This window comes from Luteimonas sp. Soil_C_16, from assembly GCF_057657295.1.
In genome coordinates, this window is record NZ_JBDGIS010000002.1 from 523,998 (window position 1) to 550,087 (window position 26,090).

A 26,090-nucleotide genomic window follows, 5' to 3' on the forward strand; every position below is an offset into this window, starting at 1 on the left:
CCGGCGTCGTGACGCGGAATCTTACTGTGCGGCAGGCGCGGCCGGGGCGGCGCCCTCGGCGACGACGGCCTCGGTGGTGATGCGCAGTTCGACGTCGTCGCTGACGTTCGGCGCGTACGCACCGACGCCGAAATCGCTGCGCTTGATCGTCGCCACGGCATCGAAACCGGCGGCGGCGCGCTTGGCCATCGGCTGCTCGCCGAACTTGTTGATCGTGACGTCCAGCACCACCGGCTTGGTGATGTCCTTGATCGTCAGGTCACCGGTGACCTTGAGCTTGTTGGTGCCGGCGCTCTCGACCGCGGTGCTCTTGAAGGTGGCGTTCGGGAACTTGGCCGCGTCGAAGAAGTCGGCGCTGCGCAGGTGGTCGTCGAAATCGCCGACGTGCGAGTTCAAACCCGACAGCGGCAGCGTGACCTCGACCGACGACGCGCCGACGTTCTCGGCGTTGTAGACGATCTGGCCGGAGACTTCGCCGAAATGCGCGATCGGGTTGGAGAAGCCGAAATGGCTCCACTGCGCGATCACGTCGGTGTGCTTGGGATCGAGCACGTAGGTGCCCGAGACGCCGGTGATGGCGTCGGCGGCCGGCGCGGTGTCGGCCGGTGCAGCGGTCGCCGGCTGCGCGGGCGCAGATGCGGCGGGTGGGGTCGCGTCGGCCGGCGCCGCGTCCTGCTGGGCGCAGGCGGCGAGGGCAAGGGCGGCGGCAAGCGGGAGCAGCAGGTGGGCGGTACGCATGGACGGATCCTCGAGCGGGTGGTGGGTGGTACGGACGGATTCGAAGCCCGCGGGTCGGCTGGCGACCACGCGGGATGACACTCAGACGATGCGCGCGGCCTCGTCGAACGGCAGGCGCGGCGAACGCGGGAAGATCGTCGATGGATCGCCGATGCCGAGATTGATGATGAAATTGGACTTGATCGCGGTGCCGGCGAAGAACGCCTCGTCGACCTTGGCATTGTCGAAGCCCGACATCGGGCCGGCATCCAGACCCAGCGCGCGCGCGGCCAGGATCAGATACGCGCCCTGCAGGCTGCCATTGCGGAACGCCGGCACCTCGCGGTTCTCGCGCGGACCGTCGAACCAGCTCTTGGCATCGGTGTGCGGAAACAGGAACGGCAGCTTCTCGTGGAAGTCCTCGTCGTGGGCGACGATCACGACGACCGGCGCGGCCATCGTCTTCTCGTAATTGCCCTCCGAGAGCGCCGGCCCGAGCTTCGCCTTGCCTTCCGCCGACTTCACGAACACGAAGCGCGCCGGCGACGAATTGGCCGACGTCGGTGCGAACTTCAGCAGGTCGTAGAGCTGGCGCAGCGTGTCGTCGCTGATCTGCCCGCTGAAGCCGTTGTAGGTGCGGGCGGTGCGGAACAGCTGGTCGAGCGCGGCATCGGGCAGAACATCGGTCATCAGGCAACCTCGATCGGATGGGGCCAGGCAGGGCCGCAGTGTAGAGTCCTGCGGCGGCGCGACGCGTGCGTCGGCCGGAACGGATGATCACATACGTGGAACGTCGACCAGGCGAAGAGCGGGATTACGGAAGGATCTGGGCGCTCAGCGATGGGCGCGCCGGCAACGCGCGTCAGGCCGAGGCGCTGGCGGCCGCGCTGTCGCCGCAGGCCGAGGCACTGCATCTCGATCCGCATGCGCCGTGGCGCTGGGCCGCGCCGCGTCTGCTGCCGTTTGCGTCACACGCCTTCGGCAGCGATTACGCGGCACGCCTCCGCGCCGCACCGGACATCGCGATCGGTTGCGGCCGCCAGGCTGCGCTCGCAACGCGACTGGCCGGGCAGCGCGGCGCGCGCACGGTGCAGATCCTTGATCCACGCATCGATCCGCGGCATTGGGATCTCGTCGTCGTGCCCGAGCACGATGCGCTGCGCGGCGACAACGTGCTGGTCGCGCGGGGCAGCCTGCATCCGGTCGACGACGCCTGGCTGGCCGCCGCGCGCGATGCGCATCCTGCGATCGGCGCCCTGCCCGGCCCGCGGATCGCCGTGCTGCTGGGGGGCGATTCGCGGCATGGGCGTTTCGACGTCGCCGCGTTCCACGCCCTGGCCGACCGGCTCGACGCGATCGTCGCGCGTGGGGGCGGCAGCCTGTTGCTGACCGGGTCGCGGCGCACATCACCGGCCGTGCGTGCGGCGCTGCGGGCGCGTTACGCCGGACGCGCCGGCTGCGTCTGGGCGGACGATGGCGACGGCGCGAATCCGTATGCGGGCCTGCTGGGCTGGGCGGACCGCATCGTCTGTTCGTCGGACTCGGTGAACATGCTGTCGGAAGCCTGCGCGACGCGTGCGCCGGTGTTCGTGTTCGCGCCCGGGCCGCTCGACGGCGCGCCGCAGCGCTTCGTCGATGGCCTGATCGCCGATGGCCGCGCCCGTCCGTTCGGGGATGCGCTGCCGGCGTTCGATGTCACGCCGCTGCACGAGACCGCGCGCATCGCAGCCGAGGTGCGTGCGCGGTTGTTCGCAATGCAGTGAGGGCTGGCGTTTGGCGCTTCGTAGGATGGGTAGAGCGCAGCGAAACCCATCGAGTAAGAAAAGGCGTCAGCGCAGGTCGAGCAGCTCCTCGAACCGGTCGATCACCGCAAGCGCGCCGCAACCATGCAGATCGAAGTCGCGCCGATAGCCGTAGCCGACCAGCACCAGTGGCGCGCCGGCCGCGATCGCCGCGCCGGCATCGGCTGCCGAATCGCCGACCATCAAACACTGCGTGATGTCGACGCCGAAACCCTGCGCCAGATGCAGCAGCGGCAACGGATGCGGCTTGCGCTCGGGCAGGTCGCCGGCGCCGAGCACCGCGTCGAAACAGCCGTCGATGCCCAATGCCGCGAGCAGCGGCGGCACGAACTGCGCCGGCTTGTTGGTGCACACCGCCATGCGCACCCCGGCGGCCTGCAGTGCCTGCAGCGTCGACGCCACGCCGGGATACAGGCGCGGTTCGAGCAGCAGGCAGTCCTCGTAGTGACGCATGAAGCGCGGCATCACCGCGTCGGCCGTCCGCGTGTCGCCGGCGTGCTGCAGCGCCGATGTGATCAGCTGGCGCGCGCCGTCGCCGATCCAGCTGCGCACCGTGGCCTCGTCGACCTGCGCGTGGCCGAGCTCGGCGAGCAGGCGGTTGACCGCCGCAGCGATGTCGGACGCGCTGTCGACGAGGGTGCCGTCGAGATCGAACAGCACGACGGGCCAGGGAAACGCGTGCGGAGCGGCGGCTTCGGCCATGGAACACCTGCAGGAAACGGGGGCCGCACAGTGTGCGGCATCGGCATTGCAACGCTGCGTTGGCCGCCGGGGGTTCACCGCGCCATCGGCTTGGGCCTATGCTCGCGGCCGCGGCGACGCGCCGCTCGCAGGAGTCCACGATGTCGATCACCACCACCGCGACCACCGCGTCCAACGATGCCCCGCGCCTGTTGCGCTCCCTGTGCAACCACTGGCGGCACAAGTTCGAGATCACCCGCGACGACGAGGGGGGCCACGCCTTCATTCCGTTCCAGGGCGAGGACAACGGTGCCGACTTCTTCGTCGAAGACGACACGCTGCGCATCGTGCTGACCCAGCCCACCGCCGAAGACAGCGAGCGCTACCAGACGGTCATCGAGAACCACCTGCAGCGCTTCGCGCGCGACGAGACGCTGGCGTTCGACTGGCAGCCGGGCTGAGTGTGCTTTGAAGCCCCCCCGCATGCGGGGGAGTGCTCAAGGTCACCGGTACCGCGCTTCCATCAGATCCAGATCGCGCACGAGCTTGCGTGCGACCTCATCGGAGATCTCGCGATGCCGCGCGAGCGCGTAGATGCGTTCGCGCTCGGCATGCACGCCGGCCAGGCGCAGCGCACGCTCGGCGTCGTCGGCGCGGCGCAGTTCGGCTGCGTCCACACCCAGCGTGCCGTCGCGGCGCAGCCGCTCCTCGTACAAGGCCATGACCCGCACCGCGGCGCTGGCGTAGAGGTCGGGATTGGCCTGCGCGGCAGGTAACGCGTGCTGCGCGCGTTCGACGGCGGCCACGGCGGCAATCGCGGCCTCGTGGCGGGCGCGATCGAGTTCGCGGTCGTCCTCGTCCTCCTCCGGCACTTCCAGTCCGCGCAGCAGGCGCGGCAGCACGAAGCTGCCGAGCAGCAGCGACAGGATGATCACCGCGGCGGCGAGGAAGATCGCCAGATCGCGGGTGGGGAACGGCGTGCCGTCGTCGAGCAGCAGCGGCAGGGTCAGCACACCGGCCAAGGTGATCGCGCCGCGCACGCCGGCCAGCGACATCGCCGCGACCAGGCGCACGCGCGGCCGGGTGTCGTGGCGACCGCTGCGGTACAGACCGATCCGCAGCGAGACCCAGACCCACGCGAATCGCAGTGCGAACAGGCCGCCGTAGATCGCGAACACGTACACCGCCAGCCACCACGGATCGACGTGGCCGGCCTCGCGCACCGAGCGCACCGCACGTTCGACGATCCACGGCAGCTGCTCGCCCAGCAGCACGAAGATGATGCCGTTGAGCGAGAACTGCACCGTGTCCCACACCGCGGCGCGCTGCACGCGCGTGGTGGCCAGCGCGCGGCCGCTGAGTTCGACGTAGCTCATCGTCACGCCGGCGGCGACCGCGGCGAGAATCCCCGATGCGCCCACCTGCTCGGCCAGCAGATACGCACCGAACGGGGTGAGCAGGCTGATCAGGATCGGCGTGCCGGCCTCCTCGCCGAACACGCGCGAGACCATCGCGTGGCCGCGGTTGATGCCGATCGTCTGCAGCACGCCCACCGCGACGCCCGCCAGCGCCAGCCACAGGAAGGTCAGCGACGCCGACATCAGCGAGAACGTCCCGGTCAGCGCCGCGGCGACGGCGAAGCGGAAACACACCAGGCCGGACGCGTCGTTGAGCAGCGACTCGCCTTCGAGGATGTGCATCACGCGTTTAGGAATCGGCGCGCGCGCGGCGATCGACGACACCGCCACCGGATCGGTCGGCGACAGGATCGCGGCGAGCGCGAACGCGACCGCCAGCGGCATCACCGGAATCATCCAGTGGATCAGCAGGCCCGCGCCGATGACTGTGAACACCACCAGCCCCAGCGCCAGCTGCAGGATCAGCCCGCGGTCGCGGAACAGGCCGCTCTTGGGAATCCGCCAACCGTCGAGAAACAGCAGCGGCGGCAGGAACAGCACGAAGAACAGGTGTGGATCGAGGGTGACGCCTTGGCCGAACACGCCGGCGATCGTCGCGCCCAGCGCGATCTGCACCAGCGGCAACGGCAGCGGCAGCCAGCGCGGCAACACGCGGGTCAGGTAACCGCTGGCGACCACGGCCAGCAGCATCACCAGGACGACTTCGATCGAATGCATTACGGACGCGGCGCGGGACGAGGCCGCCACCATAGCGCCGAAGCCGCCACGCGGTGCGCACACACGGGCCGTGCATCCGGGCGTGCCTAGAATCGGGCTCCCTCCTCCGCTCGATGGCCGCACGATGGACAACCCGCTGCTCGATCAGACCGGCCTGCCGCGCTTCGACGAGATCGAACCGGCGCATGTGCAGCCCGCGATCGACGCGCTGGTCGCCGAGGCCGAAGCCGCGCTGGCGCTCGCCGGGCGTGCGCAGCCGGTGACCTGGGACACCGTGGTCGCGCCGCTGGAGGACGCCACCGAGCGTCTGGGCCGGGCCTGGAACCAGGTCGGCCACCTCAATGCCGTGGTCAACACGCCCGCGATGCGCGAGGCCTACAACGCCGCGCTGCCGAAGGTGACGCGTTTCTTCAGTGCGCTGGGGCAGGACCAGGCCCTGTTTTCGGCCTACCAGGCGCTTTCCGACCAAGCTGACGCACTGGGTCTGGACGGTCTGCAACGACGCGTGCTCGAACATGCACTGCGCGATTTCCGGCTCGGCGGCGCTGCGCTCGACGATGCCGCGCGTACGCGCTTTTCCGACATCCAGCAGGCACTGGCGACCCTGTCGTCCGAGTTCTCCGAGCACGTGCTGGACGCGACGGACGCCTTCGCGGTGTACGTCGAAGACCTCGCCGAACTCGACGGCCTGCCCGAGGAAACGCTCGCCGCCGCGCGCGCCGCGGCCGAACGCGACGGGCGCGAAGGCTGGAAGCTGACGCTGCAGATGCCGTCCTATCTGCCGATCCAGACCTATGCGACCAATCGCGCATTGCGCGAGCGTTTCTATCGCGCCTACGGCCTGCGCGCCTCCGAGTCCGGCCCCGAGGCGCTCGACAACGGACCGCTGATCGCCCGCATCCTTGCGCTGCGCGAGGAAAAAGCCCGTCTGCTCGGCCACGCGAACTATGCCGAACTCTCGCTCGCGACCAAGATGGCGACCGCGCCCGACGCGGTGCTGGACTTCCTGCGCGATCTCGCCGCGCGTGCGCGTCCGCACGCCGAGCAGGACCGCGAACAACTGGCGGACTTCGCGCGCGAGCAGCTCGGCATTCCGTCGCTCGAACCCTGGGACATGTCGTTCGCCAGCGACCGCCTGCGCCAGGCCCGCTACGACTACTCGGCGCAGACGGTGAAGCGCTACTTCACCGAGGACCGCGTGCTGGCCGGCCTGTTCGACGTCATCGGGTCGCTGTACGGCCTGCGCGTCGAACGCGACGACGCGCCGGTGTGGCACGAGGATGCGCGCTTCTATCGCCTGGTCGATACCGACGGCGCCTTGGTCGGGCAGTTCTATCTCGATCTCTATGCCCGCGAGGGCAAGCGCGGCGGCGCGTGGATGGACGACTGCCGCAACCGCCGCGCGACCGCCGACGGCGTGCAGACGCCGCTGGTCTATCTGGTCTGCAACTTCGGCCGCGGCACCGGCGGCCGCCCGGCGACGTTCACCCACGGCGAAGTCACCACGCTGTTCCACGAGATGGGCCACGGCCTGCACCAGTTGCTGACGCAGGTGGACACGCTGCCGATCGCCGGCATCAACGGCGTGGAGTGGGACGCGGTGGAACTGCCGAGCCAGTTCATGGAGAACTTCTGCTGGGAGTGGGACCGCGTGCAGGCGATGACCGCGCACATCGACACCGGCGAGCCGCTGCCGCGTGACCTGTTCGACCGCATGCGCGCCGCGCGCAATTTCCAGAGCGGCCTGCAGACGCTGCGACAGATCGAGTTCTCGTTGTTCGACATGCTGCTGCATTCGGATTTCGACGCCGGCCGCGACGATGTGCTGGCGCTGCTCGAACGCGTGCGCGACGAAGTCGCCGTGACCCGCACGCCTGACTGGCACCGATTCCCGAACCAGTTCAGCCACATTTTCGCGGGCGGCTACGCGGCCGGTTACTACAGCTACAAGTGGGCCGAAGTGCTGAGCGCGGATGCGTATGCGGCGTTCGAGGAAGCGACCGATCAGCTGTCGGAAACCGGCCGGCGCTTCCGCGACGAAGTGCTGTCGCGCGGCGGCAGCCGGGATGCGATCGAGAACTTCCGCGCGTTCCGCGGCCGCGATCCGGATATTGCGGCGTTGCTGCGGCATAGCGGCATGTGATGCCCTTCTGCCGAAGGTGGCATGCAGCGGCGTCCCTCTCCCTGAGGGAGAGGGGCCACCTGCAACGCAAGTGGTGGGGTGAGGGAACGACACCCGCAGTTGCCCCCTGACCATTCGCTCCCACCCGACCCTTCCCCGCAAACAGGGGAGGGCAGATGCACCGGCCCCGCCCATCGCGCACTGCCACGACACCCTCACGCCGCCGATGCGAGCATCCGCGCCGGTTCCCGCCGGAAAACGCCGCCATGCGCCTGCTCGTCCTGCTGTGTTCGATCGCGATGCCGGTCATCGCCTGGCTGTCGCAGACCGGTGTCTTCGGGCCCGACCAGGGCACGATCTCCGACCGCTATCCCACACTGCTGGTCGCAGCCGGCTACGCGTTCTCGGTCTGGGGCCTGATCTTCCTGCTCGATCTGCTCTACGCGATCTGGCAGACGACCGGCACGCGCCGCACCGACCCGCTGCTCGGCCGCATCGCGCCTATCGCCGCGCTCGGTTTCTTTCTCACCGCAATCTGGATGCCGCTGTTCTCCGCCGGGCTGTTCTGGGCCTGCGTGGTGGTGATCTTCGGCGCGTTGATGAGTCTGGCCTGGTGCGCCGTCCAGCTGTCGCGTCCCGGCAATGCGAGCCGCTACCGGCTGGCCTGGCTGGCGCTGTCGATCCATGCCGGCTGGCTGTCGCTGGCGGCCTTCCTCAACGTGGCGCAGACGATCGTCGCCTACGAGCTGCTGTCGACCAGCCGCATGCTCGGCTGGAGTCTCGCGCTGTGGGTGATCTCGGCGGTCGTGCTGCTCGTGCTCAACCTGCGCATGCGCGGCAACATCGCCTATCTGGCGATCGCGCTGTGGGGCCTGTTCGCGGTGTGGTTCAAACAGACCGAGTGGCCGCTCACCGGCGCGGTGACGTCCGCCTGGGTCGCGCTGGGCATCGGCGTGGTGCTGGCGATCCAGACCGTCATGCTGCGCCTGCGCCACCGCTGAATCCGTCGCCGGCGCGTTCACGCGTCATGCGGGCGCACGTTGCGACCCTGTCGCCCCAGGACACGTCACAGGGGGTTCCATGATCCGCTCATCCATCGTCGTCGGCCTGCTCGCGCTCGCCGCCGCGCCCGCCTTCGCCCAGGTCACGACCTCGCCGCTGCAGCAGGCCGATGCGCAGACCAGTGTGTCGTCGCAATCCGGCCGGCAGACCGGTGTGGTCACCATGGACCGCGACGACGGTCGCCAAGTCATCGTCCGGTCCTACGAGCCGCGCTCGGCGCAGGCCGACCAGTACCGCGTCGACTTCGCCGCCCTCGATGTGGATGGCGACGGCTACATCAGCCGGGCCGAAGCCAAGGCGCACCCGACGCTCGACGCGGAGTTCAACGCGATCGACAGCAACCGCGACGGCCGCCTGAGCCGCGAGGAACTCGCGGGCTGGCTGCGCTGATCGGTCGCACCCCGGACCGACGCATCGCCATCCCGCTGCGCTAGCCTATGCCGCCGCCGGCAACCAGTCGGCGACGGAGTGTTCGCGTGCATCAAACTTCCCATGACGACATCGAGGCGCCACGTCCGCGTGGCCCCCTGCTGGTCGGCGCCGTGTTCGTCCTGATGATCGGCATCTTCATTGGCGCCCTCAGCGCGACCGTGCTGCTGCGCATGAGCATCGGCTCGGCCGGCGATCTCAAGGCGCGCGAGGCGATCGGCCTGCATGCGCTGCTCGAAACGCCCGGCGGCCTCGCGGCGCCGGACGTCTCGACCGAGCGGGCGACCGCCGCCTTCGCGCACAGCTTCATCGTCAGCACTGCGGCGATCGATGCGGTGTCCTCGCTCGACGAACGTGCGCGCCTGGTCGACATCGCGCGCTGGATGGTCGCGACCGATGCGCTGTCCAACCGCGAGGATGCGGTGTCGCGCTGGGCGATGATCGCCGCGCGCTGCGTCGATGCCAACGCGGACGCGCCCAAGGATGCGGCGAACTGCGTACGCGACGAGATGCCGCACGACGTGCCGATTCCGGATCACGCCCGCGACTGACGCATCGTCTCCGGATTCCGGACAGCAAAACGCCCGGCCGAGGCCGGGCGTTCTTGTATCGCGACGCGAATGATCAGTCGCGCGACTGGCTGACGATGCGACCGTCCTGCGGATCGATCTTCAGATCCATGCGCTGGCCCTGCGCGTTGTCGGCCTCGGCCTCCCACATGCCGTCGTCGAACTTGACGTCCTCGATGCGGGTGAAGCCGCCGGCGGTCAGCTTGGCGCGGATGTCGGCCTCACCGAGGCTGGTCGCGCCTGCGGTCTCCGGATAGACGCGGCCGGTGGCCGGATCCAGACGCACGTCGATCTTGGTGCCGTTGGCGTCGGTGACGTCGGCCTTCCACACCCCGTCCTTGAATTCGACGTCGTGGATGTCGGTGTAGCCGCCTTCGGTCAGTGCGGCGCGCACCTGGGTGCTGGTCATGGCGTCCTGGGCGACGGCGGCGCCAGCGGCGAGCGAGAGGGCCAGAACAAGGCCACGGATGGCGGTGGTGTGCTGCATCGTGACGCTCCTGCGTTTGGGGTGCGCGGAGTGTTCGGCGATGGCCGCGAAATGCAGGTGAACGGGCGCGGCGCCGCGCAGGATCGGTTCACGCAGGCCCGCAATGGCGCCGTTCTCGGAATCGTGCGATCAGGCCGCGAGCAGCTGGCGCAGGTCGTCGACGAAGCCGGCATAGGCCGCCGCCTGGGCCTGCGGGTCGCCCTGCCGCAGCACCCACGAGGGATGCACGGTGGCGAATGCGCGCACGCCATCGTCACGCGTGCGCCAGATGCCGCGTTCCTCGGTCAACCGCACACCGGGGCCGAACACCGCGCGCGCCGCGCTCGCACCGAGGCAGACGATGCGCTCGGGTTTGACCTGCGCGATCTCCGCGCGCAGCCAGCCGTTGCAGGCTTCGATGTGGGCGACGTCCGGCCGTTTGTGCAGGCGACGCTTGCCGCGTGGTTCGAAGCGGAAATGCTTGACCGCGTTGGTCAGGTACAGGGTGCTGCGGTCGATGCCGAGCTCGTCCAGTGCGCGCGAGAACAGACGCCCCGCGGGACCGACGAACGGACGCCCGGACAGATCCTCTTCATCGCCCGGCTGTTCGCCGACGATCATCGTGCGTGCGCTGGACGGGCCTTCGCCGAACACGATCTGCGTCGCCGGTTGCCACAGCGGGCAGCGCCGGCAATCACGTGCGGATTCGCGCAGTGCCTCGAGCGTGCCGGCCACGATCGGCGCCGGCGCCGGCGCTGCGGGAATGCGGCGACGCGGCGCTTCGTGTTCGCGCTCGGCCATCTCGCGCACGCGCAGGCCGGCGTCGCGAACGAGATCGGGGAGCAGCGCGGCTTCCGGCAGGTGCTTCCAGTACTTCTGCGGCATCTCGGCGCGCATCATCGTGGTGTTGAGCCGCGCCGGATTGAAGATGTTCGCGTAGTAAGTGCGCCACAGGTCTTCGCGCGCATCTTCGGACGGCGCATCGGCGCGCACACCGCCGTCGGCGAACGCGAGCGCCTCGCCATCCCAGATCGCGGTGCGGTACGGCGTCACGATCGCCCAGCGCATGCCGGCGAAGCGGCGCGCGAAGAACGGCGCGACGCGATCGACGACGTGGTGATCCGGTTCGAACCAGGCGATGTAGCGGTCGGTGTCGCCGGGCACTTCGCGGAAGCGCACGAAGGCCTTCATCTTGTGGCTGTCGCGGCGCACGGCCTGCGCCATCGTGGTCGCGCGATGCACGTCGGGATCGGACGCACGCTGCAGCAACGCACGCTCACCTTCGGCGATGCGCCAGAGCATGCGGTAGAGCAGACCGTGCCGGTCCTCGGCCCGGTTGCAGAGCACGGCGCCGGCGAGCGACAGGAATTCCGACGGCACGCGCGTGGCGGTGCGGTGCGCGGGCAGCGACACGAGATCAAGCCCGCCGAGCAGTGAGCCCTGGGCGCCGCCGCTCCAGTCGAGTCGTTCGGGTGGCAGGCCGGCGCACAGGGCAGCACGCGCGGCGGCACGCCAGGCGTGGGCGTCCCAGGGCGGGTCGATTCTCGCGGTGACGCGCGCGTGGGCGGGCGCGGCGCTCACGGAAGCTCAGCGCTCAGCGATCCGGCGCGATCCGTCATGGCAGCGGCGCGACTCAGAACAGGCTCGCCTGCCGCGGCTGCGGGGCGAGTTCGGCGCGCAGCCGAACAGGGTCGTCGAGACGCTGGCGCGGATGATGGCCGGGGGTGATCACGAACGGCATGATCTTCTTCAGCGGCACGCGCAGACGGGCAAGATCGTCGAGGCGCAGCGCGCCGTGCGGGCGCGCCGAAATGATGCGCTCGACATTGCGCGTGCCCAGGCCCGGCACGCGCAGCAGCATTTCGCGCGGCGCGCGGTTGATGTCGACGGGAAAGCGCGTCGGGTTGCGCAGCGCCCAGGCCAGCTTCGGGTCGACGTCGAGATCCAGCATGCCGGGCGTCTCGGCGTCCACGTCCTCGGCGCTCGTCGCATCGGGCGTGATCTCGTCGACATCGAAACCGTAGAAGCGCAGCAGCCAGTCGGCCTGATACAGCCGGTGCTCGCGCAGCAGCGGCGGCGACTGCAGCGGCAGATTCTTCGCGGCATCGGGAATCGGGCTGAAGGCCGAGTAGTACACCCGCCGCATCCGGTAGGTGCCGTACATGCGGTTGCTGGTTTCCAGGATGCTGCGGTCGTCGGCCGAATCGGCGCCGACGATCATCTGCGTGCTCTGCCCCGCCGGCGCGAACCGCGGCGCCTTGACGCGGCGCACCGTCACCGCCTGGCGCTTGACCCGGCGCGCGTCCTTGTCCTCGTCGATGCGCCACTTGAGTTCGCCCATCGCGCCATGGATGCCGGCATGAGTCTTCTCCGGCGCCAGCGCGGTCATGCCGGCCTCGGTCGGCAGTTCGATGTTGATGCTCAGGCGGTCGGCATAGCGCCCGGCCGCGGCCAGCAGTTCGGGCGCGGCATCGGGAATCGTCTTGAGGTGGATGTAGCCGGCGAAGCGATGGTCCTCGCGCAGGCTGCGCGCGACCTCGACCATCTGCTCCATCGTGTAGTCGCCGCTGCGGATGATGCCGCTGGAGAGGAACAGACCTTCGATGTAGTTGCGCTTGTAGAAATCCAGCGTCAGCGTCACGACTTCTTCGGGCGTGAAGCGCGCGCGGCGCACGTTGCTCGACACGCGATTGACGCAATACGCGCAGTCGAACACGCAGAAGTTGGTCAACAGGATCTTCAGCAGCGACACGCAGCGACCGTCGGGCGTATACGAGTGACAGATGCCCATGCCCTCGGTACTGCCGATACCGCCGGTCTTCGACGAATCGCGCTTGTTCGCACCGCTCGACGCGCAGGAGGCGTCGTACTTGGCGGCGTCGGCGAGGATCGCGAGCTTGTCGGTCAGGTTCACGCGCCTACGATGCCTGCAAAGTGTCTCAATCCATGAGACTGCGACGTGGCCGTCGCCCCTGCCGTGAGGGGTTCGCCAAGGCCGCGTCGTGATGACGCATTCACGGAGCGTGGCCGCGCGGATCGGTAGCGTGGCCGCGGGCCTGTCGACCGGCAGGCCCTGTACATGCACGACGGGGCTGCAGCAATCGACATCACGAACCGGCTCCGCCGCATCGCTGGCGTTCTCACCGTCGCCGCCCTCGCGGCGCTCGTCACCGCCTGCGCGGGTCCGCAGTCCGCGCTGGATCCTGCCGGCCCGGCCGCCGCCGAGATCGCCCGCGGCTGGTGGCTGATGGCCGGTGCGTTCACGGGTGTCTGGGCACTGGTGCTGGTGCTGCTGTGGCTTGCGGTGCGACGTCGCGACGCCGACAGCGCGCTGCGCCGGCCCGAGCGTCTGGTGGTCTGGGGCGGGCTGGCGTTTCCGACCGTCGTGCTCGCCGCGCTGCTGGTCTACGGCAGCCTGACCAGCGCGCGCGTGACCGGCGTCGGTGTCGAGCCCGATGCCGTGGTCGAAGTCACCGCGCGGCAGTGGCAGTGGCATTTCCGGTATCGCGACGCCGATGGCCAAGTGATCGGCGAAAGCGTCGACGAGCTGGCCGTGCCGCTGGGCGCGATGGTCGAGTACCGCATCACCAGCGACGATGTGATCCACAGCTTCTGGATCCCGCGCCTCGGCGGCAAGATGGATGCGATTCCCGGCCGCGTGAATACCTTGCGCCTGCGCGCCGACCAGGCCACGCCGATGCGCGGCCAGTGCGCGGAATTCTGCGGTCTCGAACACGCGCGCATGGTGTTTCCGGTGCGCGTGATGGACGCCGACGCGATCGAAGACTGGCTGGCCGCACGCGAGCCTGCTCCCGCCATCGAAGCCCCCGCGCCCGGCCATCCCGCCGGCCGCGCACCCCCGCGTCACGGCGCATCCGAGGACGTGCTGTGAGCAGCCTGACCCCCGACCACACGATTCCCACGCCCGGCGACCATCTGCGTCATGCCGAGCGCATCGCCCTGCTCGAACGCGTCTGGGCCAACGGCCGCGGTCTCGCCGGTCAGCTGACCGCGGTCAACCACACGACGATCGCATTGCGTTTCATCGTCACCGGCCTGGTCTTCCTGCTGATCGGCGGCATGCTGTCGATGTTCATCCGCCTGCAGCTGTCGTGGCCGGGCCTGAACGTGCTCGACCCGGAGCGCTACGCGCAGTTCGTGACCATGCACGGCACGACGATGATGTTCCTGTTCGCGGTGCCGATCATGGAAGGCTTCGCGATGTACCTCATCCCGAAGATGCTCGGCACACGCGATCTGCCATTCCCGCGGCTGTCGGCGTTCGGCTGGTGGTGCTACCTGTTCGGCGGCATCTTCCTGTATTCGAGTTTCATCTTCGGCAGCGTGCCCGACGGCGGCTGGTTCATGTACACGCCGCTGACCGATTCGACGTATTCGCCGGGCAAGGGCGCGGATTTCTGGCTGATCGGCGTGACCTTCGCCGAGATCGCGGCGGTTACCGCGGCCGTCGAACTGATCGTCGCGATCCTGATCACCCGCGCGCCGGGCATGGACCTCACGCGCATGCCGCTGTTCGCATGGGCGGTGCTGGTCACGGCCTTCATGATCGCGTTCGGTTTTCCGCCGCTGATCCTCGCGAGCCTGCTGCTGGAGATCCAGCGCGCGTTCGATTTCGCGTTCTTCGAAGTCGCGCGCGGCGGCGATCCGCTGCTGTGGCAGCACCTGTTCTGGCTGTTCGGCCATCCCGAGGTCTACATCATCTTCCTGCCGGCGGCAGGCGTGGTGTCGACGATCGTGCCGACCTTCGCGCGCCGTCCGATCGTCGGCTACACCTGGGTCGTGCTGGCGCTGGTCGCGACCGGATTCCTGAGTTTCGGCCTGTGGGTGCACCACATGTTCGCGGTCGGCATTCCGCTGCTGGCGCTGGCGTTCTTCAGTGCGGCGAGCATGGCGGTCGCGATTCCGACGGGCATCCAGATCTTCGCGTGGATCGCCACGCTGTGGGCCGGCAAACCCTGGTTGCGCGTGCCGATGCTCTACATCATCGGCTTCTTCATCACCTTCGTCTGCGGTGGCCTGACCGGGGTCATGCTCGCGTTCGTACCGTTCGACTGGCAGGCGCACGACACCCACTTCGTCGTCGCCCATCTGCACTACGTGCTGATCGGCGGGATGATGTTCCCGATGTTCGCCGGGCTGTACTACTGGCTGCCGCTGGCGAGCGGACGCATGCCGTCCGAATCGCTGAGCCGCAGCGGCTTCTGGCTGGTGTTCATCGGCTTCCATCTGGCGTTCCTGCCGATGCACATCACCGGCCTGGTCGGCATGCCGCGGCGCGTGGACAGCTACGCGATGGAGCTCGGCGTGCAGTGGCTCAACCTGCTCTCGACGGCGGCAGGCTTCGTGCTCGCCGTCGGCATCATCGCGATCCTGATCGACGTCGCACTGTGCTTCCGCCTCGGACGCCGCGGCACCGAGAATCCCTGGCAGGCCGGCACGCTGGAATGGGCCTTGCCGCACCCGGCGCCGAAGTACAACTTCGCCTCGATCCCGGTCGTCGACGATCGCAATCCGCTGTGGCACGACCCGGGCGTGGTCGACGCGACGCGGCGGACCGATGGTCTGCTCGGCGAGGCCATCGAGGGCCGTCGCTGGATTCTCGGCACCGGCATCCAGTCCGCGCAGCCCGAACAGGCGATCCGGCTGTCGAACTCGACCTGGTTCCCGCTGTTCGCGGCATTGACGATCGCGGTGCTGCTCGGCGGCTTCATCACGTCGCAGTACTGGCTGTCGATCCTGATGCTGCTGCCGCTGATCGGCCTATTCCTGCGCTGGCTGTGGACGGTCAACGGCCGCGAAACCCCGCTCGAGATCGAAGTGGCGCCGGGCCTGCGCCTGCCCACACAGGCAATGGCACGCAACGCGCCGGGCTGGTGGGCACTGGTCGGCACGCTGATGATCGTCGGCTCGCTGTTCGCCTCGCTGGTCTTCGCCTACTTCTATCTGTGGCTCAACGCGCCGGCCTGGCCCGGCGGTGGCGCCACGCTGACGGCATCGACACCGATGCTCGCCGCACTCGGCGCGTTGCTGGCGGCCGGTGTCGGCGCGTGGCGCATGCCGATCGCCCTGCGTGCCGGGCATGCCCGCGCTGCCGTGATGTGGAGCGCGTTCGCGATCCTGTCCGCCATCGCCTGCCTCGCCCTGCAGTTGCCCGCGATCGCCGAGGCCGTCGGCGCGCCGCAGCGGCATGCCTACGGTTCGGTCGTGTGGACGCTCGCCGGCTTCCAGGCGCTGCACATGGCGGTCGCGGTGCTGATCGCCGGCTTCGTCGCGCTGCGCATCCACCATGGCCATGTCGATGCGGTGCGCAGTCTCGAGGCACGCATCGCGACCGGCTTCTGGCGCTATGTCGTGGCGCAGGGCCTGATCGTCTGGGCGCTGCTGCACCTGTTCCCGAGGTTCGCGTGAGCGCGACGCTGCCCATCGGACTGACCCGCATGTCCATGCCGCTGGTGGTGTGGGCCGTGCACTTCGTCGTGGTTTACAGCCTGCAGGGGCTCGCCTGCGCACGCGCCTTGTGGCGCACGCCGGTCGCGGGTCTGGAAACGATGACCTGGGTGCTGTGGGCGCTGACCGTGCTCGCGCTGGGTGTCATCGCCCTGTTCGGCGCGCGCGCACTGCGCGCCTGGCGCACCGCACGCGCACAGACCGATGGACGCACCGAAACCGCGCGCCTGCGTTTCCTCACCGCACTGTCGGCGCTCGTCGCCCTGATCGCCGTCATCGGCGTCGTCTTCACCGCCCTGCCGGTCGCGCTGCTGCCGACCTGCGCCTGACCCGGATCTCCGATGCGCAAGGATCTACGCCAACCCGTTCCCGATACGCAGAGCCACACCGTGGAAAGCGTGCTGGCGATCGCCAAGCACCCCATCCATCCGATGCTGGTGACGTTCCCGATCGCGTTCCTGTCGATGGTCGTGGTCACCGACATCCTCTATCTCTGGCTCGGCGCGCCGTTCTGGGCCGAACTCTCGTTCTGGTTCAACGTCGGCGGCCTCGGTTTCGGCGTGCTGGCCGGCATCGTCGGCACGATCGACATGATGTCGATCCGTGTCGTGCGCCGGCACGTCTCGGCATGGAACCACTTCATCGTCGCGGTGATGGTGCTGGCGATGGCCGCGCTCGGCGTGTGGCTGCGGCTGCCCGGTCACACGGAGGCGGTGTGGCCCTGGGGTCTGCTGTCGTCGTCGACGATGGCGGTGCTGGTGGGCGTCGCCGGTTGGCTCGGCGGCACGCTGAGCTTCCGGCATGGCGTGGGTGTGTATGGGGATGAGGAGACGGAGGCGGAGAGTGGGCGGGATGCGGTGGAGAAGCCGCCGGCGGAGTAGCGTTCGCCCTTCGCTAATACTCGTCGCTGCTGAAATTGGCTTCTGCCGCTGCGCGCGCCACTTACGGGCTGAAGCATGCTTCGCGTGTTGCCGTTGCTTCCGCCATCGTAATGCCGCCCAGATGAGTGCAGACCCGTAGGGCGCCGCACATGGATGTGCGGCGTTTTTCGACCGAGCCAGGATGGCGAGTCGAAAAATCCCGAAACGAATGACTCGCCGGATTTGCTTCGTCGGGGCAGGCCCTTTTCTTTGGTTCCGTTTCTTTGACTCGCATCTTCGATGCTCGCCCCTTCGGGGCCGGCTTCGCCGTTCGCACTGCGTGCGTAGGGCCAGCAAAAGAAATGAACCCGCTCGCCGCAAGGCGAGTGGAAGCGTTTGACGTTGCTTCTCGCCGTAGGCGTAAGACCAAGATCAAACGCTTTCGTCCGCTGACGCGGCCGAGTTCATTTCTTTTGGTTGACGCCAAAAGAAACGGAACCAAAGAAAAACGTCTCCCCGACAAGTCCGAAGCCCGCGGCTTGGAGTCCGCAGGGATTTTCCGACTCGGCATCCTGCCTCGGTCGGAAAACGCCGCCCATCCATGGGCGGCGCCCTCTGGGTAAGCAGCTATTCAACGCGTCACGTTTCAGGGAAGTGCCAGAGCGAATCAAGAGCAGAGCAAAGCGCTACAGCCTCGCGGCGTCATCCTCGAGCCCGGGCACCACATCCTCCACACCCACATTGCGCGATGGCGGCGCCGGCAGATCGCCGAGCGTCTGCGGCTTCGCGCCTGTCAATCCGGCGATCAGCAGCAGCAACACCAGCGGCACCCAGCCGATGACGCGGAAGAACGTCGGTCCGTGCCGGCAGCGGTCGTGGCCCAGCTCGTAGAGCAGCAGCCCCATGTACAGATGCAGCAGCACCGCCGCCGCGACCACGACGAGCTTGAGCACCAGCCAGGCACCGCTGGGATTCCAGGCGATCAGGATGCCGCCGAACGTGATCGTCAGCAGCGCCGCCGGGGTCATGATCCGGAAGAACAGCGTGTTGGTGACCGGGTTCCAGTACGCGGGGTCGGAATCGATCTCGCGGCGGTGTCGGGCGACGAACAGGCGTGGCAGGAAGAACAGGCCGGTGAACCAGACCGTCATCGCCAGGATGTGCAGGACCTTGAGCCAGAAGTACACCGGCGCTCCACGAATCGTCGAAGCGCGCAGCCTACGCGCAGGCGCATCAAGTCCGTGTGGCGTCGCGTGCACCTCGACGCAGTGTCCAGCTGCCGGCTGCTAGGGTCGGTCGCATGTCGCGTGTCACCTCCCTCGTCCCGGCCGCCGCCGGTCTGGCGCTCCTGCTGGTCGCATCGACGACCGGCGCGGCGATGCCGGACGGTCCACCGCCGCCGCTCGGCTATGCATGGACGCTGTCGGTGTGGACGCTGCTGCCGCTCTCACTCGCGGCGCTCGTGTACACCGTGGGCTTCGTGCGCATGCGCCGGGCAACTACAGGCACCGTCAACACGGGCGCAGCGCGCGGCGCGCTTACCTTCGCGGCCGGTCTGCTCGCGCTGGGCTTCGCGCTGGTGTGGCCACTGGACACGTTCGCGGCCTATGCGCTGTCGGCGCACGTCGCGCAGCACATGACCCTGCTCGCATGGGCGCCACCGCTGCTGTTGATCGCACGGCCCGGTGCGGTCGCGGCCTATGCGTTGCCGAGGGCGGTCGCGTCATGGCTTGCACATGTGCTCGCACCGGTCGGCAGATGGGCGCATGCACAGCTCGGCGCCGCGACGCTCGTCCATGTCGGCACGATGTGGCTGTGGCATCTGCCCGCGGCGACGTCGGCCACGCTGGCCAGCGAACCGCTGCACCGGATGATGCTCGCCAGCGTGCTGCTCGCCGGTCTCTGGTTCTGGAGCGCGGTGCTGCACCGGTTGCGCACGCGCGACGGCGGCGCGACCGGCGCACTCGTCGCGCTGGTCACCGCGATGATGCTGATGGGGTTCCTCGGCGCGCTGCTGACGTTTTCGCCGCGGCTGCTGTATCCGTCCTATACCGATCGCGCCCTGCTCGCCGGCCTCGATGCGCTGCGCGACCAGCAGCTCGCCGGGCTGCTGATGTGGGTGCCGAGCGGGCTGCCGTATCTGGTGGTCGGCATGTGTCTCGTCATCGCATTGCTGCGCACCGTGCAACGCGCCGCACCGGATCGCCCCGCCGCCTGAGCCGTCCGACCGTGGCGTCCTTCAGGCCGCGCGGCGTCGCTCGTCGCGGGATCGCGCGGTGTGATCCGCACGGCGAGCCCGACGCGTCGGCACCATCGATTAACGATGCGTGGACCCGCGTCGCCGCACACTGACCCGCCGTCGACGAGACCGCCATGCCCTCCGAATGGACCCATCTCGCCGCCATCGCGTGGCCGCTGCTGGTTGCGTTGATCCTCGGCATCGTCGTGCACTGGAGCCTGCGTGCGCTCGCCCGCGTCGCCAGTCGACGTGCCCACGAGCACATGCGTGCGCGCATCGCCCAGGTCGTCGCCGTGCCGGCCGCGGTCGCGCTGCCGCTGCTGTTCCTGTCGCTGGCACTCGATGCCACACCGATCGATCCGGACCTGCTCGGCCAGCTGCGCCACTGGATCGCGATCGGCGGCATGTTGTGCCTGACCTGGCTGGTCGCACGCGTCGTCGGCGCGATCGAGGCACGCATCCTGCTCGAGCATCCGGTCGACGTGGAAGACAATCTCGCCGCGCGGCGCATCCAGACCCAGGCGCGGGTGATCAGCCGTGTGATCCAGGCGGGCGTGGTGCTGGTCGGCGTGTCGCTGGCGCTGATGACGTTTCCGCAGGTGCGCCAGGTCGGCGCGGGCCTGCTGGCATCGGCCGGCATCATCGGCCTGATCGCCGGCGTCGCCGCGCAGCCGGTGTTCGGCAATCTGATCGCCGGTCTGCAGATCGCGCTGGCGCAGCCGATCCGGCTCGACGACGTGGTGATCGTCGAAGGCGAATGGGGTCGCATCGAGGAGATCACGTCGACCTACGTCGTCGTGCGCATCTGGGACGAGCGCCGTCTCGTCGTGCCGCTGCAGTGGTTCATTTCCAATCCCTTCCAGAACTGGACGCGCACCAGCGCGCAGCTGCTGGGCACGGTATTCCTGTGGCTCGACCACCGCGCACCGATTCCGGCGATCCGCGACGAACTGCAGCGCATCTGCGAGGCCGATCCGCGCTGGGATCGCCGCGTCTGCGTGACCCAGATCACCGAGACCGACAAACACACCATCGAGGTGCGGCTGCTGGTCAGCGCGCGCAATTCCGGTGAACTGTTCGACCTGCGCTGCGCCGTGCGCGAAGGCATGCTGGCCTTTCTCGATGCCCACCATCCGCAGGCCTTGCCGCGCGTGCGCAACGAGGTGACCGATGGCGATGCACGTCGCGCGGCGACGCATGCGGTCGCGCCAGTGGACCACGCCAGCACCCGCTCGCCCGGCGCCGAAGCCGCCACGGAGACAGCACTCGACGCGCATCTCGACACGGGCTTGCCATCTCGGCCGGCACAGTGAGCCCTCGCATTCACGACGGAGACCCGCGATGAAGACCCGCACCCTTGGACTCGGCGGCCCTACCGTCTCCGCAATCGGACTCGGCTGCATGGGCATGAGCGCGTTCTACGGTGGCCGCGGCAGCGATGCCGACGCGATCGCCGTCATCAAGCACGCGCTCGACCAGGGCATCACCCTGCTCGACACCGCCGACATGTACGGCCCGCACACGAATGAAACGCTGGTGGGCCGCGCGATCGACGGTCGCCGCGACGACGTCTTCATCGCGACCAAGTTTGGCATCCAGCTCGATCCGTCCGATCCGCATGCGCGTGGCATCAACGGTCGGCCCGAGTACGTGCAGCAGGCCTGCGAGGCCAGCCTGAAGCGGCTCAACACCGAGACAATCGATCTGTACTACCAGCACCGCGTGGATCCTGAAGTGCCGATCGAGGACACCGTTGGCGCGATGGCGCGGCTGGTCGAACAGGGCAAGGTGCGGCACCTGGGTCTGTCCGAAGCCTCGGCCGACACGCTGCGGCGCGCAGCCAAAGTGCACACGATCGCCGCGCTGCAGAGCGAGTACTCGCTGTGGTCGCGCGATCCCGAGACCAACGGCACGCTGACCGCCTGTCGCGAGCTCGGTATCGGCTTCGTGCCGTATTCGCCGCTGGGCCGCGGCTTCCTGACCGGCACGATCCGCAACGTCGAGGACTTCGACGAGGACGACTACCGCCGCCATTCGCCGCGCTTCCAGGGCGAGAACTTCGACCGCAATCTCGCGCTGGTCGAATCGGTGCAGGCGATCGCCCAGGATTACGGCGTCACCCCGGGCCAGCTCGCACTCGCGTGGGTGCTGTCACAAGGCGACGATCTGGTGCCGATCCCGGGCACCAAGCGCATCGGCTTCCTCGACGAGAACATCGCCGCGCTCGACATCCATCTGACCGAGGACGATCTGGCCCGCATCGATGCGATTTTTCCGCCGGATGCCGCGTCGGGCACCCGCTATCCCGCAGCGGGCATGGGCGCGTTGAACCGCTGAGTGCGCTATTCGAGCCGGGCGCGCACCTCGGGGCGCGTCCGGCTTCACATCCGGCAACTCAGCGCGCGGCGGCCTTCGCCGTGCCCTCGGCGTAACGTCGCGCCACGACCGCGCAGACGATCAGCTGGATCTGGTGATACAGGATCACCGGCAACACGATCGCGCCGAGTCCGCCGCTGGCGAACATCACCTTGGCCATCGGCAGGCCGGTGGCGAGACTCTTCTTCGAGCCGCAGAACACGATCGCGATCTCGTCGGCGCGGTCGAAGCCGAGCCGGCGGGCGATCCAGGCGATCAGCGGCATCGCGATACCCAGCAACAGCGCGCAGACCACGGCGACCGCGACCAGGGTCCACACTGGCGTCTCGCGCCACAGACCCTCGATCACCGACGCGCTGAAGGCGGTGTAGACCACCAGCAGGATCGTGCCCTGGTCGGTCCAGCGCAGCACTGCGCGACGGCGCTCGACCCAGCCGCCGACGACCGGCCGCAGCAGATGTCCGGCGACGAAGGGCAGCAGCAGAAGCAGCATGATCTTGCCGACCGCGGTGAACGGATGCGCCATGGCACCTTCGGCGCTGCCGACCAGCAGCGCCATCAACAGCGGCGTCAGCGCCACGCCGAGCAGGCTCGACAGCGACGCGCTGCACACCGCGGCCGGTACGTTGCCGCCGGCCATCGACGTGAACGCGATCGACGACTGCACCGTCGACGGCAACGCGCACAGGAACAGCACGCCGACGTAGAGCTCGGGCGTCAGCAGCCAGCCCGACAGCGGTTTGCCCAGCAGGCCGATCAGCGGAAACAGCACGAACGTGCACGCGAGGATCGTCAGATGCAGGCGCCAGTGCAGCGCGCCGGCGACGATCGCCGCGCGCGACAGGCGCGCGCCATGCAGGAAGAACAACGCGGCGATCGCGATATTCGTCACCACGTCCATGACCGCCGCCGCACGGCCCTGCACCGGCAGCAGCGACGCCAGCGCGACGGTCGCCAGCAGCAACAGGGTGAACGGATCGATGCGCGAACGCAGGGACATGCGACAAACTCCGACGTCGGTTGCCACCGGCTGCGGCGCGGCGGGCCGGTTATGGTCGCAGTCGTCGCCACCCGCGGCCAGCGGCGGCGACGCAACGGCGCGCCCGGGTTCACACGATGGCAGCGCGCGCGTGTTCATAGTGCGGCTCCTGCCGCCGCCTCACGCCTGATGCTGACCCTCACCTTCGCCTCAGTCACCGCACTGCTGGCCGTCGCGACCCTGATGCCGACCATCCGCAGCGGCGCGTGGTGGATCCGCGGTTTCGATTTCCCGCGTCTGCAGCTGTTGCTGCTGTCGGCGCTGATCCTGGTGCTGCAGCTCGTGTTCCATCCAATCGACGATCCCTGGACGATCGCGATCGTCATCGTCAATGCGGCCTGCATGCTGTGGCAGGCGTGGTGGATCATTCCGTACACGCGCATGGCGCGTGTCGAGGTCGAGGACGCGCCGGCCGATGCGCCCGTGCGCATCCGGCTGATGGCCAGCAACGTACTGACGACCAACCGCAACGCCGACCCGCTGATCGCGGTGGTGCGCGCGCAGACGCCCGACGTGCTGATCGCGGTCGAGACCGACGCCTGGTGGGAAGCGCAGCTGGAAGTATTGACCGACGCGCTGCCGCACGTGCTGCGCTGCCCGCTCGACAATCTCTACGGCATGCACGTGTACTCGCGCCTGCCGCTGCACGATGCGGAAATCCGCTATCTGGTCGAGGACGACATCCCGTCGATCCACGCGACGCTGGCGCTCGACGGCGGTCAGCGCATCACCCTGCATGCTCTGCACCCGCGCCCGCCGAGTCCGACCGAGTCCGACAGCTCGGTGGATCGCGATGCGGAACTGGTGATCGTCGGTCGCGCCGCCCACGACGCGACGCTGCCGGTGATCGTCGCCGGTGATCTCAACGACGTGGCCTGGTCACGCACCACGCGGCTGTTCCGCAAGCTCAGCGGCCTGCTCGATCCGCGCATCGGCCGAGGCATGTACAACACCTTCCACGCGAAGCTGCCGGGCCTGCGCTGGCCGTTGGACCATCTGTTCCACAGCAAGCACTTCACGCTGGTGCGCATGCAGCGGCTGCCGGACATCGGCTCGGACCACTTTCCGATCCTGGTCGAACTCGCGCTGTCCCCGGGCGAGAACGACGCCGACGCCGGCCTCGATGCCGACGCGGACGATCATGCCGATGCGAACGCAGCGGTGGCGCAGTCGGCCGCCACGGACGCGGCACCGGATATCCAGCGCTGAGGCATCGGCGCAGGGCGCCCCGACCCGGCGCATGCGCCGCGTCAGCGCTCCAGACGTGCCCGCAGATCGCGCAGGTCGCGCCGGGCGATGTTCTTCAGCGTTTCCTGGCGCCAGGCCTCGGCCGCTTCCTCACCGGCCGTCGCCAGACGACGTTCGTACTCGGGCTGCATCTGTTCGCGACGCAGTTCGCGAATGCGGCGGTATTCGGTCTTCAGCGCCGACATGCGGCGGATCGGGCGGTCGGTGGGGATCGGCTGCAGCCACGCGGCCCGCTGGTCGGTATCGAGTACCGCGCTCGGCGGCTCGACGCTCGCACTCGCATCCGGCCCCGTTGCCCAAGCCGGCGCCATGCACACGGCGGCCAGCGACAAGGCGCAGCCCCATGCGGTGTAGACGGTTCGGCTGTCCATCGCACCCTCCCATGCGGTGACGGACAGCGGCACCGTAGCAGGGATTCCGCGAACGGAGTGTTCAAACCGCGCGTTCAGCCAACGCGTCAGCCGGCGCCGGGGCGCACGTCCAGTCCGAGCGCGTGGCCGATGACGCGCATGCCCTCGTCGTCGTCGCGCGGCGCCATGACGCCGGCGACGCTGTCGTCGCCCGTGTCCCAGGTCCACAGCGTGTAGCCGGCCACGCGCAGCTGGTCGTAGGCGGTGTCGAGCAGAGCGTGGGTGGAGGCGCTGCCCAGCGCGACGTCGTCGGTCGGATCCTCGACGCCCCAGTCGATTTCCACGCGGAAACGTTCGGCCAGCGTGCCGATCGCATCGATCAGGGTCGCGCGCTCGTCCTCGGGCACGCGAAAACTCGCGCGCCAGTCGGTGGCGGATTCGAGCGCGGCCTGCACGGCGTCCTGCACGTCGTCGTCGCCGAGCGCTTCGCGGAATGCCTGGAACTGCTGGGTGGCCGCGTCCTCGTCGCCGGGATTGATGCGCAGCAGCCACTGCCATGCGATCGCTTCGAGATCGCCCTCGTGCGCATCGTCCTCGCCATCGTCCCGCTCGGGCGCGCCGAAGGCGAAGTTGTCGTCTGGATCGAACTCGTGTTCGTGCGCGGCCATGGCAGGACTCGATAGATCGGGCGGCGTAGTGTGCCGCGGCAACCGGGCCGCGGCACACCGGAGCGCCATCGGCGCGGGCCTGCGGCTCAGCTTCGCGCAGCGGTCTTCTTCACCGCGCGCTTGCCGGTCCTGGCGGTGCGCTGCGTCGCGGCCTTCTTGGCCGCGGTCGCCTGCTTCGCAGCCGGCTTCGGCGTCGCGGTCTTGCTGGCCGCCTTCTTCGTGGTCTTCTTCGCGGCCTTCTTCGCACCGCCGCGGGCATCGGCGTGCGACGGCGGCAGCTTCGAGGTCTTGTTGGGGCCGCGCAGATTGACGATGCGGTTCTCGCCCATCACTTCCTCGCGCTTGGTCACGCGCGCGACGGCGAAGGCGATGGCCTTGCCGATCAGCGAACCCGGGCCGTCCCAGTACTCGGCGGTGTGCGCCTGCACTTCGATCAGGGTCAGCTTCGGATCGTTGACGCCGCGCGGGAAGTAGGCCTTGAGCGCATCGTTCCAGAACGCCTCGATCTTCGCCGGGTCCTCGTTGACGTGGGCATCGCCGGTGATTGACACATAGGTGTTGCGGCCCTTGGACGCGTAGGCCAGGTTGACCTTGGAATTGCGCGCGATCTCGGCGACCTTCGGACTGTCGGAGGCGACGAAGAACCACACGCGCTCACCGTCGAACTGCGCCTTCTGCGTCGACAGCGGCCGGCTGACCAGATAGCCGCCCGGACCCACGGTGGTGAACATCGTGATGTCGATGTCCTCGATCAGTTTCGCGATCGTCTGCGCGTCCTTCGCGCCCTTGCTGCTTCGCGTTGCCATGTGTCGCACTCCCGTCAGGAATCAGCGCGCAGTGTCGGCAGCGCGGCGGGCGA

Annotated in this window: 25 protein-coding genes and 1 pseudogene; 14 read left to right on the forward strand and 12 right to left on the reverse strand. The window is 68.8% G+C overall.

The window, feature by feature from the left end:
* Positions 1 to 21: 21 nt before the first annotated feature.
* Both AC3A5T_RS06165 and AC3A5T_RS06170 read right to left on the reverse strand, forming a co-directional pair.
* Positions 22 to 738, reverse strand: a complete 717-nt coding sequence (locus AC3A5T_RS06165) for a YceI family protein (protein ID WP_487627816.1) — start codon at positions 736 to 738, stop codon at positions 22 to 24.
* Between the two features lie 81 nt (positions 739 to 819).
* Positions 820 to 1,407, reverse strand: coding sequence for a malonic semialdehyde reductase (locus tag AC3A5T_RS06170; protein WP_332078020.1), 588 nt, complete (start codon positions 1,405 to 1,407; stop codon positions 820 to 822).
* Between the two features lie 95 nt (positions 1,408 to 1,502).
* Between AC3A5T_RS06170 and AC3A5T_RS06175 the strand changes: the two genes are divergently transcribed.
* Entirely contained in the window at positions 1,503 to 2,480 is a 978-nt protein-coding gene (locus AC3A5T_RS06175) for a mitochondrial fission ELM1 family protein (protein WP_487627817.1), read from the forward strand.
* A gap of 66 nt (positions 2,481 to 2,546) precedes the next feature.
* On the opposite strand, the gene gph is transcribed toward AC3A5T_RS06175, so the two are convergent.
* Positions 2,547 to 3,221, reverse strand: a complete 675-nt coding sequence (gene gph, locus AC3A5T_RS06180) for a phosphoglycolate phosphatase (protein WP_487627818.1) — start codon at positions 3,219 to 3,221, stop codon at positions 2,547 to 2,549.
* Positions 3,222 to 3,361: 140 nt separating this feature from the next.
* Between gph and AC3A5T_RS06185 the strand changes: the two genes are divergently transcribed.
* Positions 3,362 to 3,661, forward strand: a complete 300-nt coding sequence (locus AC3A5T_RS06185; protein ID WP_332078017.1) for a DUF2218 domain-containing protein — start codon at positions 3,362 to 3,364, stop codon at positions 3,659 to 3,661.
* Positions 3,662 to 3,703: 42 nt separating this feature from the next.
* On the opposite strand, the gene AC3A5T_RS06190 is transcribed toward AC3A5T_RS06185, so the two are convergent.
* Positions 3,704 to 5,335, reverse strand: a complete 1,632-nt coding sequence (locus AC3A5T_RS06190) for a Na+/H+ antiporter (protein ID WP_487627819.1) — start codon at positions 5,333 to 5,335, stop codon at positions 3,704 to 3,706.
* 124 nt (positions 5,336 to 5,459) lie between these two features.
* Between AC3A5T_RS06190 and AC3A5T_RS06195 the strand changes: the two genes are divergently transcribed.
* From AC3A5T_RS06195 to AC3A5T_RS06210, 4 genes are all read left to right on the forward strand, one after another.
* Positions 5,460 to 7,478: a M3 family metallopeptidase gene (locus AC3A5T_RS06195; RefSeq protein WP_487627820.1), complete on the forward strand. Its 2,019-nt coding sequence runs from the start codon at positions 5,460 to 5,462 to the stop codon at positions 7,476 to 7,478.
* A 245-nt stretch (positions 7,479 to 7,723) separates the two neighbouring features.
* A complete protein-coding gene (locus AC3A5T_RS06200; RefSeq protein ID WP_487627821.1) occupies positions 7,724 to 8,458 on the forward strand; it encodes a hypothetical protein in 735 nt (244 codons plus the stop codon).
* A 79-nt stretch (positions 8,459 to 8,537) separates the two neighbouring features.
* Positions 8,538 to 8,909 (forward strand): EF-hand domain-containing protein, encoded by a 372-nt coding sequence (locus tag AC3A5T_RS06205; RefSeq protein WP_487627822.1) that lies wholly within the window; start codon positions 8,538 to 8,540, stop codon positions 8,907 to 8,909.
* A gap of 86 nt (positions 8,910 to 8,995) precedes the next feature.
* The gene (locus AC3A5T_RS06210; protein ID WP_487627823.1) at positions 8,996 to 9,499 is read left to right on the forward strand and encodes a hypothetical protein; all 504 of its coding nucleotides are present in this window, start codon (positions 8,996 to 8,998) and stop codon (positions 9,497 to 9,499) included.
* A gap of 73 nt (positions 9,500 to 9,572) precedes the next feature.
* Here AC3A5T_RS06210 and AC3A5T_RS06215 read toward each other — a convergent pair whose 3' ends face one another.
* From AC3A5T_RS06215 to AC3A5T_RS06225, 3 genes are all read right to left on the reverse strand, one after another.
* Positions 9,573 to 10,004, reverse strand: coding sequence for a PepSY domain-containing protein (locus tag AC3A5T_RS06215; protein ID WP_487627824.1), 432 nt, complete (start codon positions 10,002 to 10,004; stop codon positions 9,573 to 9,575).
* Positions 10,005 to 10,133: 129 nt separating this feature from the next.
* Positions 10,134 to 11,564 (reverse strand): UdgX family uracil-DNA binding protein, encoded by a 1,431-nt coding sequence (locus AC3A5T_RS06220; RefSeq protein ID WP_487627825.1) that lies wholly within the window; start codon positions 11,562 to 11,564, stop codon positions 10,134 to 10,136.
* A gap of 52 nt (positions 11,565 to 11,616) precedes the next feature.
* Positions 11,617 to 12,897 (reverse strand): putative DNA modification/repair radical SAM protein, encoded by a 1,281-nt coding sequence (locus tag AC3A5T_RS06225; RefSeq protein ID WP_487627826.1) that lies wholly within the window; start codon positions 12,895 to 12,897, stop codon positions 11,617 to 11,619.
* 165 nt (positions 12,898 to 13,062) lie between these two features.
* Here AC3A5T_RS06225 and AC3A5T_RS06230 point away from each other — a divergent pair, with 165 nt between their 5' ends.
* From AC3A5T_RS06230 to AC3A5T_RS06245, 4 genes are read left to right on the forward strand one after another with little or no spacing between them, the layout of a single operon-like run.
* Positions 13,063 to 13,875, forward strand: coding sequence for a cytochrome c oxidase subunit II (locus tag AC3A5T_RS06230; protein WP_487627827.1), 813 nt, complete (start codon positions 13,063 to 13,065; stop codon positions 13,873 to 13,875).
* Positions 13,872 to 16,412: a cytochrome c oxidase subunit I gene (ctaD, locus tag AC3A5T_RS06235; protein WP_487627828.1), complete on the forward strand. Its 2,541-nt coding sequence runs from the start codon at positions 13,872 to 13,874 to the stop codon at positions 16,410 to 16,412. Before AC3A5T_RS06230 ends, ctaD begins: the two co-directional genes overlap by 4 nt.
* Before the next feature lie 29 nt (positions 16,413 to 16,441).
* Entirely contained in the window at positions 16,442 to 16,780 is a 339-nt protein-coding gene (locus AC3A5T_RS06240; RefSeq protein ID WP_487627829.1) for a hypothetical protein, read from the forward strand.
* Positions 16,781 to 16,792: 12 nt separating this feature from the next.
* Complete coding sequence (locus AC3A5T_RS06245; protein ID WP_487627830.1) at positions 16,793 to 17,332, forward strand: DUF2231 domain-containing protein; 540 nt, start codon at positions 16,793 to 16,795, stop codon at positions 17,330 to 17,332.
* 665 nt (positions 17,333 to 17,997) lie between these two features.
* Here AC3A5T_RS06245 and AC3A5T_RS06250 read toward each other — a convergent pair.
* Positions 17,998 to 18,498, reverse strand: coding sequence for a CopD family protein (locus AC3A5T_RS06250; protein ID WP_487627831.1), 501 nt, complete (start codon positions 18,496 to 18,498; stop codon positions 17,998 to 18,000).
* Between the two features lie 113 nt (positions 18,499 to 18,611).
* Between AC3A5T_RS06250 and AC3A5T_RS06255 the strand changes: the two genes are divergently transcribed.
* The 3 genes from AC3A5T_RS06255 (at position 18,612) to AC3A5T_RS06265 (ending at position 21,887) form a co-directional block, all read left to right on the forward strand.
* Positions 18,612 to 19,529, forward strand: coding sequence for a cytochrome c oxidase assembly protein (locus AC3A5T_RS06255; protein WP_487627832.1), 918 nt, complete (start codon positions 18,612 to 18,614; stop codon positions 19,527 to 19,529).
* A 155-nt stretch (positions 19,530 to 19,684) separates the two neighbouring features.
* The gene (locus AC3A5T_RS06260) at positions 19,685 to 20,863 is read left to right on the forward strand and encodes a mechanosensitive ion channel family protein (RefSeq protein ID WP_487627833.1); all 1,179 of its coding nucleotides are present in this window, start codon (positions 19,685 to 19,687) and stop codon (positions 20,861 to 20,863) included.
* 28 nt (positions 20,864 to 20,891) lie between these two features.
* Positions 20,892 to 21,887, forward strand: a complete 996-nt coding sequence (locus AC3A5T_RS06265; RefSeq protein WP_487627834.1) for an aldo/keto reductase — start codon at positions 20,892 to 20,894, stop codon at positions 21,885 to 21,887.
* A gap of 58 nt (positions 21,888 to 21,945) precedes the next feature.
* On the opposite strand, the gene AC3A5T_RS06270 is transcribed toward AC3A5T_RS06265, so the two are convergent.
* Positions 21,946 to 22,926, reverse strand: a complete 981-nt coding sequence (locus AC3A5T_RS06270; protein WP_487627835.1) for a bile acid:sodium symporter family protein — start codon at positions 22,924 to 22,926, stop codon at positions 21,946 to 21,948.
* A 168-nt stretch (positions 22,927 to 23,094) separates the two neighbouring features.
* Here AC3A5T_RS06270 and AC3A5T_RS06275 point away from each other — a divergent pair, with 168 nt between their 5' ends.
* Positions 23,095 to 24,174, forward strand: a complete 1,080-nt coding sequence (locus tag AC3A5T_RS06275; RefSeq protein WP_487627836.1) for an endonuclease/exonuclease/phosphatase family protein — start codon at positions 23,095 to 23,097, stop codon at positions 24,172 to 24,174.
* 41 nt (positions 24,175 to 24,215) lie between these two features.
* Here AC3A5T_RS06275 and AC3A5T_RS06280 read toward each other — a convergent pair whose 3' ends face one another.
* From AC3A5T_RS06280 to AC3A5T_RS06290, 3 genes and pseudogenes are all read right to left on the reverse strand, one after another.
* Positions 24,216 to 24,584, reverse strand: a complete 369-nt coding sequence (locus AC3A5T_RS06280; protein WP_487627837.1) for a hypothetical protein — start codon at positions 24,582 to 24,584, stop codon at positions 24,216 to 24,218.
* An 86-nt stretch (positions 24,585 to 24,670) separates the two neighbouring features.
* On the reverse strand, positions 24,671 to 25,231 hold the full coding sequence (locus AC3A5T_RS06285; protein WP_487627838.1) for a DUF6630 family protein: 561 nt from the start codon (positions 25,229 to 25,231) through the stop codon (positions 24,671 to 24,673).
* Between the two features lie 299 nt (positions 25,232 to 25,530).
* A pseudogene (locus AC3A5T_RS06290) lies at positions 25,531 to 26,037 on the reverse strand (pyridoxamine 5'-phosphate oxidase family protein); the annotation flags it as partial.
* Positions 26,038 to 26,090 lie beyond the last annotated feature (53 nt).

Excerpts from the sequence above, each read along its gene's own strand:
- AC3A5T_RS06165 (WP_487627816.1), bottom strand. The coding sequence starts at position 738 with ATGCGTACCGCCCACCTGCTGCTCCCGCTTGCCGCCGCCCTTGCCCTC.
- AC3A5T_RS06170 (WP_332078020.1), bottom strand. The coding sequence starts at position 1,407 with ATGACCGATGTTCTGCCCGATGCCGCGCTCGACCAGCTGTTCCGCACC.
- gph (WP_487627818.1), bottom strand. The coding sequence starts at position 3,221 with ATGGCCGAAGCCGCCGCTCCGCACGCGTTTCCCTGGCCCGTCGTGCTG.
- AC3A5T_RS06185 (WP_332078017.1), top strand. The coding sequence starts at position 3,362 with ATGTCGATCACCACCACCGCGACCACCGCGTCCAACGATGCCCCGCGC.
- AC3A5T_RS06190 (WP_487627819.1), bottom strand. The coding sequence starts at position 5,335 with ATGCATTCGATCGAAGTCGTCCTGGTGATGCTGCTGGCCGTGGTCGCC.
- AC3A5T_RS06195 (WP_487627820.1), top strand. The coding sequence starts at position 5,460 with ATGGACAACCCGCTGCTCGATCAGACCGGCCTGCCGCGCTTCGACGAG.
- AC3A5T_RS06200 (WP_487627821.1), top strand. The coding sequence starts at position 7,724 with ATGCGCCTGCTCGTCCTGCTGTGTTCGATCGCGATGCCGGTCATCGCC.
- AC3A5T_RS06205 (WP_487627822.1), top strand. The coding sequence starts at position 8,538 with ATGATCCGCTCATCCATCGTCGTCGGCCTGCTCGCGCTCGCCGCCGCG.
- AC3A5T_RS06215 (WP_487627824.1), bottom strand. The coding sequence starts at position 10,004 with ATGCAGCACACCACCGCCATCCGTGGCCTTGTTCTGGCCCTCTCGCTC.
- AC3A5T_RS06230 (WP_487627827.1), top strand. The coding sequence starts at position 13,063 with ATGCACGACGGGGCTGCAGCAATCGACATCACGAACCGGCTCCGCCGC.
- AC3A5T_RS06240 (WP_487627829.1), top strand. The coding sequence starts at position 16,442 with ATGTCCATGCCGCTGGTGGTGTGGGCCGTGCACTTCGTCGTGGTTTAC.
- AC3A5T_RS06245 (WP_487627830.1), top strand. The coding sequence starts at position 16,793 with ATGCGCAAGGATCTACGCCAACCCGTTCCCGATACGCAGAGCCACACC.
- AC3A5T_RS06255 (WP_487627832.1), top strand. The coding sequence starts at position 18,612 with ATGTCGCGTGTCACCTCCCTCGTCCCGGCCGCCGCCGGTCTGGCGCTC.
- AC3A5T_RS06260 (WP_487627833.1), top strand. The coding sequence starts at position 19,685 with ATGCCCTCCGAATGGACCCATCTCGCCGCCATCGCGTGGCCGCTGCTG.
- AC3A5T_RS06265 (WP_487627834.1), top strand. The coding sequence starts at position 20,892 with ATGAAGACCCGCACCCTTGGACTCGGCGGCCCTACCGTCTCCGCAATC.
- AC3A5T_RS06270 (WP_487627835.1), bottom strand. The coding sequence starts at position 22,926 with ATGTCCCTGCGTTCGCGCATCGATCCGTTCACCCTGTTGCTGCTGGCG.
- AC3A5T_RS06275 (WP_487627836.1), top strand. The coding sequence starts at position 23,095 with ATGCTGACCCTCACCTTCGCCTCAGTCACCGCACTGCTGGCCGTCGCG.
- AC3A5T_RS06280 (WP_487627837.1), bottom strand. The coding sequence starts at position 24,584 with ATGGACAGCCGAACCGTCTACACCGCATGGGGCTGCGCCTTGTCGCTG.
- AC3A5T_RS06285 (WP_487627838.1), bottom strand. The coding sequence starts at position 25,231 with ATGGCCGCGCACGAACACGAGTTCGATCCAGACGACAACTTCGCCTTC.